At 43.5% G+C, this 12,302-nt stretch carries 11 protein-coding genes; 2 read left to right on the top strand and 9 right to left on the bottom strand.

Annotated elements, in window-relative coordinates:
- Positions 1-8 precede the first annotated feature (8 nt).
- The 4 genes from IPL83_12355 to IPL83_12340 all read right to left on the bottom strand — a co-directional run bounded on the left by IPL83_12355 (position 9) and on the right by IPL83_12340 (position 6,445).
- On the bottom strand, positions 9-1,139 hold the full coding sequence (locus tag IPL83_12355) for an SDR family oxidoreductase (GenBank protein MBK9039934.1): 1,131 nt from the start codon (positions 1,137-1,139) through the stop codon (positions 9-11).
- 316 nt (positions 1,140-1,455) lie between these two features.
- Entirely contained in the window at positions 1,456-2,271 is an 816-nt protein-coding gene (locus IPL83_12350) for a hypothetical protein (GenBank protein MBK9039933.1), read from the bottom strand.
- A 206-nt stretch (positions 2,272-2,477) separates the two neighbouring features.
- The gene (locus IPL83_12345) at positions 2,478-4,601 is read right to left on the bottom strand and encodes a hypothetical protein (protein MBK9039932.1); all 2,124 of its coding nucleotides are present in this window, start codon (positions 4,599-4,601) and stop codon (positions 2,478-2,480) included.
- The gene (locus IPL83_12340) at positions 4,595-6,445 is read right to left on the bottom strand and encodes a hypothetical protein (protein ID MBK9039931.1); all 1,851 of its coding nucleotides are present in this window, start codon (positions 6,443-6,445) and stop codon (positions 4,595-4,597) included. Before IPL83_12340 ends, IPL83_12345 begins: the two co-directional genes overlap by 7 nt.
- A gap of 287 nt (positions 6,446-6,732) precedes the next feature.
- On the opposite strand from IPL83_12340, the gene IPL83_12335 reads away from it, so the two are divergent.
- Positions 6,733-6,918, top strand: a complete 186-nt coding sequence (locus tag IPL83_12335; protein ID MBK9039930.1) for a hypothetical protein — start codon at positions 6,733-6,735, stop codon at positions 6,916-6,918.
- 30 nt (positions 6,919-6,948) lie between these two features.
- Here IPL83_12335 and IPL83_12330 read toward each other — a convergent pair whose 3' ends face one another.
- The 5 genes from IPL83_12330 to IPL83_12310 are packed head-to-tail and all read right to left on the bottom strand — an operon-like array spanning position 6,949 to position 11,396.
- A complete protein-coding gene (locus tag IPL83_12330; GenBank protein MBK9039929.1) occupies positions 6,949-7,635 on the bottom strand; it encodes a hypothetical protein in 687 nt (228 codons plus the stop codon).
- Positions 7,583-8,086, bottom strand: coding sequence for a response regulator (locus tag IPL83_12325; GenBank protein ID MBK9039928.1), 504 nt, complete (start codon positions 8,084-8,086; stop codon positions 7,583-7,585). The genes IPL83_12330 and IPL83_12325 overlap by 53 nt, the downstream gene beginning before the upstream one ends.
- The gene (locus IPL83_12320) at positions 8,083-8,466 is read right to left on the bottom strand and encodes a hypothetical protein (GenBank protein MBK9039927.1); all 384 of its coding nucleotides are present in this window, start codon (positions 8,464-8,466) and stop codon (positions 8,083-8,085) included. Before IPL83_12320 ends, IPL83_12325 begins: the two co-directional genes overlap by 4 nt.
- 51 nt (positions 8,467-8,517) lie before the next feature.
- Complete coding sequence (locus tag IPL83_12315) at positions 8,518-9,999, bottom strand: hydantoinase B/oxoprolinase family protein (GenBank protein ID MBK9039926.1); 1,482 nt, start codon at positions 9,997-9,999, stop codon at positions 8,518-8,520.
- Positions 9,996-11,396: a hypothetical protein gene (locus tag IPL83_12310; GenBank protein MBK9039925.1), complete on the bottom strand. Its 1,401-nt coding sequence runs from the start codon at positions 11,394-11,396 to the stop codon at positions 9,996-9,998. The genes IPL83_12315 and IPL83_12310 overlap by 4 nt, the downstream gene beginning before the upstream one ends.
- Positions 11,397-11,596: 200 nt before the next feature.
- Here IPL83_12310 and cmk point away from each other — a divergent pair, with 200 nt between their 5' ends.
- Positions 11,597-12,289 carry a (d)CMP kinase gene (gene cmk, locus IPL83_12305; GenBank protein ID MBK9039924.1) on the top strand — a complete coding sequence of 231 codons (693 nt, stop codon included), beginning with the start codon at positions 11,597-11,599 and terminating at the stop codon, positions 12,287-12,289.
- Positions 12,290-12,302 lie beyond the last annotated feature (13 nt).

Here is a 12,302-nt window from a genome sequence, read left to right as displayed (position 1 = left end):
CGTATTTCCTACTTGGCTTTTACTTGGAGCAGATGCCCGATTCCAAAGTTTCCGTAAATCCCCTCGGTGATTTTTTTGAGAACATTGTTGTATTCGTCCACGGGCCCGCCCATTCCCATGCTGTCAACAACAGTTCGAAATGACCGAGTTCCTTGAGGAGCTTTGACCAGTTGGACGATCGCTTGAGCAACTTTCTGGGGATCTTGAGCGGGATTTGCAGCAAGAGCTTGTTCGAAGCCTTTTAGGAAGGACTCAGCCATTTCACCCATTGGACCATATTCTTTTGATCTATCATGATCACTTGGGCGAACAAGGTTATCAATAAAGGATGTGGGATAACCTCCTGGCTCGACAAGACAGACTTCAATTCCAAATTGCGAGAGCTCAGTTCTATAATTCTCAGTGAGCCCTTCTAAGGCCCATTTAGACGCATTGTAAGGGCCATAAAAGGGTACAGTCACTCTTCCAAGCAAACTTGAGATGTTGATGATGAGGCCATTGTTGGCCTTTCGCATGGCCGGAGCAATGGCCCGAATCAATCGGTGGGTGCCAAATACATTCACATCAAATATTTTCTGGATATCTTCAGAGGTAAAGGATTCTGTCAAACCGATCACTCCAACCCCAGCATTGTTGATCAAGACGTCAATTCCGCCCCAAGCACTCATTGCCGCTTTGGCTCCACTCTCAACACTCGCATCCTTCGTCACATCCATTTCAACAATTTTAGCTCCTAGGGATTCCAACTCTTTGGTTTTGGCCTGGTTACGACCTCGGATATCACGTGCAGTGCCGACGACCTTGTGTCCGTCTTTAATCAGGTGTTGTACAGTTAACAGTCCAAATCCGCCCGTCGCGCCAGTGATGAGAATTTTTGCCACAAGTAACCCCCTCTTATTGATGCAGATAGGATAGTGAACCTTTCGCTCACTTTCAAGATCAGTCCAGTCCAGTAAAACTGGCCGACTTGATTGTTGTTCCAAACTCCAAGGGTGCATGGCTGAACTAAATCTCAGGTGTCCAGAATCTTCAAACATGCGTCCGGCAGCAGCGCTCCCGTTGTGAGCGCTGCACCAAGCCGAACTCGATCCTGGACACCTGAGATTTAGTTCAGCCAGCTCCCGGTGTCTTGGATACAACAGATTCACCGAAGGCTTGCGGGCCAGCCGCTGTATTAGAATCTAAATTTTTCCTTTCGAAGCTTTCACTGTGAGATGATCTGATGGTTCTGATAATCCACGTAGAGGTCAATATGATCCTTAAGGCTTTTGGGATCTTTCGTTGTGCATCAGGTTTTACCAATGAGGCGACTGAGTTGGGTCAATGTTAAACGGAGCCGGTTACTCGATCTACAGAGTCTTGGGCCAACCGACCCGAATCTAGAACTACTTGTGGTCTAAATGGAACTTGTGTATTGATACCAAAATTACCGGCTCGTCAGGTGGAGCTTCACTCTCAATCATTTGTATCGGTTTGAGTTTGGATAGCTTCGGCAATTTCTCGCACAAATTCTGTCACGTCGTTCGCAAATCCCAGTGTAGCCAATTGTTGCTCTAGAAGCTTTTTAAGGCTTTCGGTTCGCTCATAACTCGATTGCAATTGCTTCTGATCAAATCTGTAAATTTTCACTATATCACCGTCAATGTCGGCAAAAAAATCGCCCGTTTTCGACCACAAAATTTTAAACTGAGGGTCGTAATATTCTTTGTAAGGCCATGGACGCGATTGATAACGATGCCAGCCTAGATTGTGGGAGATTGTTTTGATGACTTTTCCAGTTTGGATATCGATTATATCAGACCCAACCGTTATGGTATTTTGGTCAAACCTGGTATCTAGTTCCCAATCAGAAATATAATGGGTTTTGTAGAATGTTAATATCAATCGATCAGGTTGAGAAGATGGCCAAACTAGATCTGTTCCTCTTTGGACGGACATCGTACTTAGGTGTTCGCCGGATATAGAGTAAAAATATATCGAAGAGGACGTTGTGTAGTCTCCGTGTGCTTTGACAAGAACAGCTACCCTTAGATGGTCAGGACTAAGTACACCCTTTATCGCTTCCACGTAGGTAAACGAGCCGCTTCTGCTATTTGGACCAGTAAATTTCCAAACTCTGTTGCCGACGTTGACTATAACCTCTGATTCATTAATTGCGACTCCAGAACGGACAGCAAGCAGGTCGGTCATACATCGTCCTGTCGCATGTGCTTTCGTTACGAGTGCAAAATAGGCCAACAGCATAGCAACTGAGATTTTAGCTAGCGACAAAATGTCCTCCTCGACTTCAAATCAGCAATCCCCAAAAATAGGGAGCTCGCTTGTAACGTCTTGCGTTAATTTTGTCAACTATTATCATTTTATCAACGGCAATTCTTGAGAGAGGGCATCAAAATCAGGGTGGCTGAATCTAGCACAATTTTATTGTAAAGAGCCAATCTCAATTGAAGTAAGAAAACTGCAATAAGCTTAAAGTCTTAGGGGCCAACCGCCGTTGCATTCAGGTATCGCAACATATCCATGCATTTATCATCTTGAGTTATTTTTGGATCACTTTGAATGGCTTTATTGCCTTCGTAATCTTGGTCTAAGAAAATCAATTTGCGAAGATATCCTGAAATTGACTGGTTTATACTCTTTCTAACAAGCTTTCTGTTTAGTTTATTGTTATCCATTTTTTCATGATTTAAAATATCGTCGACCAAAAGTTCAATCCCATTGCTTATGTTATACCTCGGAATATATTGCCCTAAATCATCATACAACATGTGATAGATAGTGCGAAAATAAGGTATCTTTTCTTTTTCCCTTTTTATACGCCAAAAAAAACGGTTATCAGGAACTCCTTTAGAAAATAGAGATCGGACATTATCCCTTACAATCTTGATTGAAGCTTTTAATGAAATGCCTTTTGATTTATATTGATTAAAAATGTCACTAACTGCCAACTCCAATCCCTCTTTGAAGTAGTATTTTGCATTAATCTGAGAGGAATTGTTTTTCATTAATATAACTAATCTGTAGAGATCCCAATCTTCACTTGTGCCCTGAAATGCCGACCAAAACTGCTGCAATTGCCTTTTTTCATCGTCTGAAAGCACTGCCATCGGATTGATAAAAGTTGTCACCATGTTACCATTCTCATTGAAGCTTTCATGATAAGCTCGGTATCCTTGAGGTGATAACCATTCGGTTTTTAGCTTTCCATCAAAACCTACTAGTTTGGACCTCTCATTGTCATAATCTTTACTTCTTCCATGAAATGCAGACCAAAACTGCTGCAATTGCCTTTTTTCATCGTCTGAAAGCACTGCCATCGCATTGATAAAAGTTGACTTCATATTGCCATTCTCATTGAAGCTTTCGTGATAATCTCGGTATCCTTGGGGTGATAACCATTCGGCTTTTAGCTTTCCATCAACACCTACTAGTCTGGACCTCTCATTGTCATAATCTTTACTTGTGCCATGAAATCCCGACCAAAACTGCTGCAATTGCCTTTTTTCATCGTCTGAAAGCACTGCCATCGCATTTTTAAAAGTTGCCATCATATTGCCATTCTCATTGTAGCTTTCGTGATAAGATCGGTATCCTTGAGGTGATAACCATTCGGCTTTTAGCTTTCCATCAACACCTACTAATTTGGACCTCTCATTGTCATAATCTTTACTTCTTCCATGAAATGCCGACCAAAACTGCTGCAATTGCCTTTTCTCATCGTCTGAAAGCACTGCCATCGCATTGATAAAAGTTGACTTCATATTGCCATTCTCATTGTAGCTTTCGTGATAAGATCGGTATCCTTGGGGCGATAACCATTCGGCTTTTAGCTTTCCATCAACACCTACTAGTCTGGACCGCTCATTGTCATAATCTTTACTTCTTCCATGAAATCCCGACCAAAACTGCTGCAATTGCCTTTTTTCATCGTCTGAAAGCACTGCCATCGCATTGATAAAAGTTGACATCATATTGCCATTCTCATTGAAGCTTTCGTGATAAGCTCGGTATCCTTGGGGTGATAACCATTCGGCTTTTAGCTTTCCATCTACACCTACTAGTTTGGACCTCTCATTGTCATAATCTTTACTTCTTCCATGAAATGCAGACCAAAACTGCTGCAATTGCCTTTTTTCATCTTTTGAAAGCACTGCCATCGCATTGATAAAAGTTGACTTCATATTGCCATTCTCATTGTAGCTTTCGTGATAAGATCGGTATCCTTGAGGTGATAACCATTTGGCTTTTAGCTTTCCATCAACACCTACTAGTCTGGATATCTCATTGTCATAATCTTTACTTGTGCCATGAAATCCCGACCAAAACTGCTGCAATTGCCTTTTTTCATCGTCTGAAAGCACTGCCATCGCATTTATAAAAGTTGTCACCATGTTACCATTCTCATTGTAGCTTTCATGATAATCTCGGTATCCTTGGGGCGATAACCATTCGGCTTTTAGCTTTCCATCAACACCTACTAGTTTGGACCTCTCATTGTCATAATCTTTACTTGTGCCCTGAAATGCCGACCAAAACTGCTGCAATTGCCTTTTTTCATCGTCTGAAAGCACTGCCATCGGATTGATAAAAGTTGTCACCATGTTACCATTCTCATTGAAGCTTTCATGATAAGCTCGGTATCCTTGAGGTGATAACCATTCGGTTTTAGCTTTCCATCAAAACCTACTAGTTTGGACCTCTCATTGTCATAATCTTTACTTCTTCCATGAAATGCAGACCAAAACTGCTGCAATTGCCTTTTTTCATCGTCTGAAAGCACTGCCATCGCATTGATAAAAGTTGACTTCATATTGCCATTCTCATTGAAGCTTTCGTGATAATCTCGGTATCCTTGGGGTGATAACCATTCGGCTTTTAGCTTTCCATCAACACCTACTAGTCTGGACCTCTCATTGTCATAATCTTTACTTGTTCCATGAAATGCCGACCAAAACTGCTGCAATTGCCTTTTCTCATCTTTTGAAAGCACTGCCATCGCATTTATAAAAGTTCTCACCATGTTACCATTCTCATTGTAGCTTTCATGATAAGCTCGGTATCCTTGGGGCGATAACCATTCGGTTTTTAGCTTTCCATCAACACCTACTAGTTTGGATCGCTCATTCTCATAATCTTTACTTGTGCCGTGAAATCCCGACCAAAACTGCTGCAATTGCCTTTTCTCATCTTTTGAAAGCACTGCCATCGCATTGATAAAAGTTGACATCATATTGCCATTTTCATTGTAGCTTTCATGATAAGCTCGGTATCCTTGGGGCGATAACCATTTGGCTTTTAGCTTTCCATCTATACCTACTAGTTTGGATCGCTCATTCTCATAATCTTTACTTGTTCCATGAAATTCCGACCAAAACTGCTGCAAATGCCTTTTTTCATCTTCTGAAAGTACCGCCATCGCATTGATAAAAGTTGACATCATATTGCCATTCTCATTGTAGCTTTCATGATAAGCTCGGTATCCTTGAGGTGATAACCATTCGGCTTTTAGCTTTCCATTGCTATCCAATAACTGGAATCGTTCCTGTTTAAAATATTGATACCCCATAGGATTCTTTTTCCAAAACTTTTCCAGTTGATCTTTTTCGTCGTTACTTATTGGCGAAAAAAAATCCATTTTTTCCTCCATGAGCATATCTGTCACAAAATCCATTGAACGACCCCACCAATATGGAATCTCAATTATGACAAGACCATTTTCGGCAAACTTTTTTCGTTTTAAGTCGTCTCTCGCCGTTGTTGCCAAAAATCCTTTTTCTCCTCCAAATATGCTCACCGGGCGATAGTGTTGCTCTCCTTGATATTCAAATCCCAGTCCAAGTTCTGGGAGGAAGATATCAATTTCCATGGGTTTTCCAGTGTAATCGAATATCATTCTCCTAGACCGATAGTTGTACTCAATTTTTTGTCCTGGAAATAATTTTTTTACAAAATCTAATAGGACAACCTGCTCCCTCCAACGGCTTTCTATGGCCTTTTCAAATTCAATTCCTGGATATGCTTTTCTTAAAAGCTCTTGAAGGCTATTAAACTCGGTTAATAAATGATTGCTATGTCCTTCTCTTAAGATTTCTGAAGTTAATCGGTGATATTCAGTCAGTGGGTCAAAACCATTTTTTGCTCCAATATCTTCTAGAATTTTTCTTACTGATTCCGAGTCGTCATCAAGAAATTTGGCATCTGAATCCAAAAGCTGTTGAAAATCAGTGTTGGACTGATCAAAGTTTTGGTCGTTTTCCAAGAAAGACTCAAAATAATGGCTGGGATCAAGATATCCATCATCCTTGGGTAAACTTTCTTGTTGAGTATCATCGACTATCTTCTTTTGAATTGCGGAAAAAGCAGGATCACTATCAATCAATGAGCCAATTAAAAGGAATGAAATGAAGATTTTAAGAAAGACCCTCCGAGAGTTAATACTATGCATCTCGCATCCCCTAAAGTTGGCAATCTTTGAATATAGAGCTTCGCCTACTAAAACTCCTAAGAAAGACGGCCAGTTCATATTGAATACCCAGACCCCTACTGCCCTCAAAAGGACAAGTTCGACGAAACCTCTCCCTAAATGCCAATTTCAAGGAATTGCTTCAATTCTGTGGAAATTTGGTCTACAGTATTTAGACGCATATTGTCAATATCTTCTTATGATAAGAAAAGCCTAATAATCTTGCGCTCCTAATACAGCGGCTGGCCCGCAAGCCTTGGGTGAATCTGTTGTATCCAAGACACGGGGAGCTGGCTGAACCAAATCTCAGGAGTCCAGGATCGAGTTCGGCTTGGTGCAGTGCTCACAACGGGAGCGCTGCTGCCGGACGCATGTTTGAAGATCCTGGACTCCTGAGATTTGGTTCAGCCAGGCACCCTTGGAGTTTGGAACAACAATCAAGCAGGCCAGCTTAAAACCCTTACAAGATTAGAAAATAAAAAATACTAGGAATGCTTTGCTAAAGGAGTCAGCAGGTCCTTCTCCAGTTTTTGAAAATGTGGTTCGTGACGTCTTTCAGGCGGATAGAGCTTAAGCAAGATTTCAGCTGCATCTTTTCGACCTGCTTCGAGCAGAAAGATCACGGACTTCTCAATCATCAGAGGGTCGCTATTTCCAGTGATGACCGCATCGCGGAAGGCTCGAAGAGCACTCTCCTCCATGTTCTTTTGAACCAGAAATTTTCCGCAGACATAAAGAGCAGCGGAAACCATTTTTTTGAGAGAGAGAGGCGGATGGTCAAGCTTTTTGAACTTGTCAAAAAGTTTTTGAACTTCTGCAAAATTTTGGGTAAAGACAGCCAATTGAATTACCTTTCCAAGTCGATGAGGGCTCATAGGAAAAGCAGCGTTAATTATTTGAGCCACTCCATAGGCTTCGGGATATTTCTCCTGTTTTTCGAGAATCTCCAATTTTGAATTGAGGCAGCGAAAATTCAAGGGGCTTTCTTTCAGACATTCCTCAAAGCAAGTGAAGGCTTCATCTAAATTTCCCCTTCCTTCATTTATCTTTCCTAAATAGTAATTGATAGAAGAACGACTCTCACAGAGAGGTTCCGCCTTCTTAAAACACTTTTCAGCTTCATCCCAGTTCTTTAACTCTAAATTTTTTCCCCTGTTCAATAAGCTGAACATATTCTGAGGGGTTCAATTTAGGATAAATAATTCTAAGAATATGCTCTCGCAGGTGATTTTTTGAGAAAGGTTTCAATACATAAGCATCAACATCTCCCTCGGCGGCTTCTGCGACGGCGGTCTCTGATGCGTTGGTTGTGACAATCATGAACAGCTTTTCAAGACGATTCTCTATGTAGCTGTTCATTTCAATACTCAGTTCAAGTGCTGATTGCTCACCGACATGAAACTCAGAAATTATGATCGATGGCTTGTGCTTCTTCATGTTGTCCAAGGCTTCAGAAAATTTTACGGCACTTATCAACTGATTTTCTTCGGCCCCAAGATCTAAAAAAAGACTCTTGAGTCCCTCGCGAGAGGCAGCTGAATGGTCGATGATCAGTATTTTCTTAGCCTTGAGATATTGGCGAGCCGTTCTTTCTAAGGTTAATGCGTCAGCTGATAAATTCATGATCCGCCCCTCATGCGTTCAAAAAGAGCCGTTAACTCTTGCTGTACCTTTAGGAGTGTCTTTTCCATTTCCTTCCAAAGATTATCGTCTTTCTGGGAGATTTTAAGTCCTGCAAAGCATTCATTTGGCTGGGCAGGATCACTTCTTAGCGCCATCACTACTCCCTTCACGGGGATCGCGATTTTAATAAAATCCTTTTTTAACTCCAATTCGACATGCAGTCGTGCTCCAACTTGGGCAAGCTCAGGAGGGATTGAAACAAGGAGCTGACTGGACTCAAAGCCGACCACGGGAAACCCGGAGGTCTGTTTGGCTTCAACCTTCAATCCATTTGCCAAATTTCTAATAAAAAGCACTTTGATTAATTCGTCTGTTTTCACAAGCCGCCTTTCCTTGGTGACCGGAAGATCAATGATTATCAGTAGCTGAACCTATTCGCCAAAGCCTCCGCCACCAGAGGAGTGCATGATAACAGTATCTCCGGCTTTCATCGTGAATTCCCCCCGTGCAGGCATTTTCTCTCTTTCCTTAGAATTTGCCTTCTGAAGATAAAGTTCCGCTGAGCTCGCCGACTTTCCTCCCTCCCCACCTTCGGGTTTTTGTGAGGCCTGAGTGATCATCCAACGAAGCGTTGCTGATGACTTTATCAGAACTGCTTTGGTGGCGCCATTGCCGCCCTCAAAATTGCCACTGCCCCCCGACTTTTGTCTGATGGTGCAAGATTTGACCAAGAGAGGGTAGCGCCTTTCAATTTCTTCAATGGAAGGTTCCAAATGGCTTTTCTGCCATGGATTGATGGAGTCATGTCCTCGACCGGAGCTACTGGCAGCCATACCTGGCTCCAAAGTATCAAAGAAAAAAAGTCCATTGCCAAATTCGAGTTCAAATGAACACAGTGAGGGGCCGGAGCGAGCGAGCCGGATAGACGGATCGATTCCACTCAGAACTTGTAAAATGAAGTTGGCTAACAGACCAGCCCCGTCAGTCATTCCTTGGTAAACAGGAGCCGGATATTTCGCATTCACCAAGGTCCCTTGAGGTGCCCTGACCTCAAAACGGTCGAATATACCCGCATTAAGGGGAATGTTCGATTCGATCACTGAGAGAATCGCCCCCACGCACGCGCCCAGAGTGGCGCCATCTGTTAAGTGAAGGTGAGCTGAAGGACCGCTTCCAGAAAAATCAAATTTTATTTTCCCTTCAGTTACATCGAGATTGAGACGAAGCCTTTCTCCTGAATCCAAAGTCATTTCTTGGGAGGTTTCTCCGAAGGCAATTCGTCCTAAAAGAACCGAAAAGAGTCGACTGGATTCTTTGAAGTATTGCCTCAATCGCGGCTTTGACCAATCCAAATGAGCACTAGTGGTATCCTGTTTCATTTGCCTTACCGAATTGTCCATTGCCTCAATCATACGGTGCACGCCATTGAGAAAATCTCTTGGGCATTGGGGGTGATCAGAGATCACGCGTAAAAGTCCTTCGTTGAGTTGTCCATTGTGACGAATAGGCGTGGGCGGAATTCTAACTCCTTCATCTTCAACCGTATCTGTCATTTGCAGGCGAGGTTTCAGGTTGAAACGGACGCAAAACAAGAATTCCGCAGTTCCACCCGACTTTCTTGGCTCAAGATGGACGCCCATCATCAGAGTCATGGCGGTTAAAGTAGAACCACCACAGTAGGGATCGTTCGTGAGGACAATATCTCCTGCGCTGACTTTTAAGTATTTCCCAACAGTCTCCGTAACTACTGGAAGCGTTCCGATATCTGGTAGGTTTTGATATTTGATATAAATTGGCAAATGATCTGCGGTCATCAGGGCTGCGGCTTGGTAAGGTTCAAACCAACGTTCAAAGAAGCAGTTGAGCTGCGCAAAATAGAAGGAATCCTGCATTTGTTTAGAACGTCCCATCATTGGCTTACCTTCACATTGAGGAGCTGTTCACAGAGCGGTTGGTTGAAGTCAAAAAGTGGAGAAAGTTGGCACTCGCTGAGGAGAGGCTCAAGAAGAGGAATCATAACTGACGACATAGGGCCTGTCGTTCGAATCTTTTTACTTCGGCTGTGGGATCGAATCTCAGAGGCAAACAAATTCAGAGCGGTCTCTTCCATCCAATTTAGAATGTCAGATTCTCCGTAGTTTGACCCCGCGAGCGCTTCTCGACTGTAGGCTCCGAAAGTTTCTTTCACTCTCTGGCCCATTTTTGGATTGAGGTGATGGTGAAGCACTTCAATGTCTCCCAGTCTGTCATTGGCAAAGAGAAGATCGAGAAAGAGTGGGTTAACTCCCTTGCCAAAACACATTGGACCAGGCTCAAAACCGGCTACTTCACGTGAAAAGGTGGGGCAACCAAAAATACTCTTAGTGATAACTGAACTTGGCTGCAAAAGCAGCTCTCGAGTTTCAACGTGTTGCAAAGAAACGCGACCAAAGTCGCTCATCCAATCAAGTTGGTTTTCACAGTGTCCAGGCAGAAGAAAAAATTCCTCTAGTCCCATATAGAGGACGGCTTCAGATGGATCTTTTCTTGCTCTATTGAGGAGGAAGGCAGATCCAAACAAGGAGCCAAGCGGAGAATCCCAATTTTTATGCGCCGGAGCCGAATCTCCGAGAATCAATTGAAGAAGACTTTCGTTCTTCAATGTGGCCCCAAAACCAGAAACAATTTGTTCCATAAGGACCTTGAAGGCTGGCTCCAGGTAGGCATTTAAGATCGAATGCCACCAACGGGGCTTTTCTGCTTGGGAAAGGGGCAAATTATAGGAGGGGTAGACCCTAATTCCGTGTTCCTTAAGAAATTCTTCAACCCGCTTTTCGTGGGAGGGGTTCATCGTGGCGTGAAGAAGTCCGAGGACGGCGTGGCTGACTTTGTTCAGTTTTAATTTTGCGACAAGAAACTCAAGCTCTTCTGGATCGAGAGGCCTTTCTTCTTCGCCCTGGGCGTTGATTCGGCCCGTGAGCCCAAAAATCAAATGGTTTGAAAGAGGCGGTTTAGAACGGTTTGGGCGTATTGAAAAGTGGTCATTGATAACTGGAAGATTCATTATGGGCCAATTTTCAAATCCTTCGGTAACCAAAAAAGCTGGATTTTGACCCAATCGCCGCGCGATGATTTGACGAGCCAATCGAGTGGCAATCCGAACTTCTTTGACCTCTGTGATCTTGTGTTCCTGAAGAAAACGCTGAATTCCCTTTGCGAGGGGAATTTGCGGCTGGTACCAGCGCCAGAAGGGAATTCCCGTCTGATTATCCTGTTTTGCGGATATTTCCGCAAACGACTCTCCAATATAAAGACCGATTGTCCACGACATCTTGAATCCTTTGACTGGAATTGTTAATCACAGTTCATGCTCAAAATCAAAAAAAGGATACAAATGAAAATCTTGGCCTCGTCTCATACGACGCAGGGCAAAAACATATTGAGAACTTGCTTCAGATGGGATTTCCCATTTGGAGTTTGGAGCTTGATGAGTATTTATGACCATTAAAGATCTTAAAATGGAGATAAACCATGCCTAAAGATAAACTCAAAGCGGGATTCGTTGTGACGATCGATGGGCCTGCCGCCAGCGGAAAAACTTCGGTGAGCCGGGAAGTGGCTCGTCGGTTGGGATGGAGGTGGGTTTCGACTGGAGCATTTTATCGTGGCCTTGCGTATTTGGTGAAAAGTCACCAAATTGACGTAACTGATGAAGCCAAGATCGCTGAACTCATTCGTCAGGCGGCTTGGGAGGTTCGGCTGAGCCCCGAGAGGACCCAGGTATTTTTTAACGGGGAAGACGTGACCGAAGAGATTTATCGTGAGGAAGTCGGTGAGACGGCCAGTCTGATCAGTCAATTTCCTTCTGTGAGGTCGAGCTTACTAAAGGCTCAACGCGATTGCCGTTTGGGTGTTAAGGGTCTGGTGGCAGAGGGCCGTGACTGTGGCACCGTCGTTTTTCCCGATGCTCCCATAAAAATTTATCTGGAGGCGGCCAGCGCCCTTCGGGCGGCGAGAAGAGCCCAGGAGGAGGGATTGAAGGTGGAAGATACCGCAGCATCCCAAGCGCTTCGGGACAAGCAGGATAGTCATCGTCAGCTTGCACCTCTTCAGGTTCCGCCTTCTGCCCATCGTATAGATACCGGCGATCTCAGGTTGGAGGAAGTGGTGGATATGGTCGAAAATTTGATTCGGAAGGACCTTGGGTTAAAGAGCGTCAAATAGCTGAGAACACTCG

This window comes from Bdellovibrionales bacterium (assembly GCA_016716765.1).
Lineage (GTDB): Bacteria > Bdellovibrionota > Bdellovibrionia > Bdellovibrionales > UBA1609 > JADJVA01.
The sequence above is the reverse complement of the archived record's forward strand: the minus strand, read 5'-3'. Positions and strand labels throughout refer to the sequence as shown.

What these genes read in the sequence shown, in the direction of transcription:
- IPL83_12345 (MBK9039932.1), bottom strand. Translation starts at nt 4,601, where the DNA reads ATGGTGACAACTTTTATCAATCCGATGGCAGTGCTTTCAGACGATGAA.
- IPL83_12340 (MBK9039931.1), bottom strand. Translation starts at nt 6,445, where the DNA reads ATGCATAGTATTAACTCTCGGAGGGTCTTTCTTAAAATCTTCATTTCA.
- IPL83_12330 (MBK9039929.1), bottom strand. Translation starts at nt 7,635, where the DNA reads ATGTTCAGCTTATTGAACAGGGGAAAAAATTTAGAGTTAAAGAACTGG.
- IPL83_12325 (MBK9039928.1), bottom strand. Translation starts at nt 8,086, where the DNA reads ATGAATTTATCAGCTGACGCATTAACCTTAGAAAGAACGGCTCGCCAA.
- IPL83_12315 (MBK9039926.1), bottom strand. Translation starts at nt 9,999, where the DNA reads ATGATGGGACGTTCTAAACAAATGCAGGATTCCTTCTATTTTGCGCAG.
- IPL83_12310 (MBK9039925.1), bottom strand. Translation starts at nt 11,396, where the DNA reads ATGTCGTGGACAATCGGTCTTTATATTGGAGAGTCGTTTGCGGAAATA.
- cmk (MBK9039924.1), top strand. Translation starts at nt 11,597, where the DNA reads ATGCCTAAAGATAAACTCAAAGCGGGATTCGTTGTGACGATCGATGGG.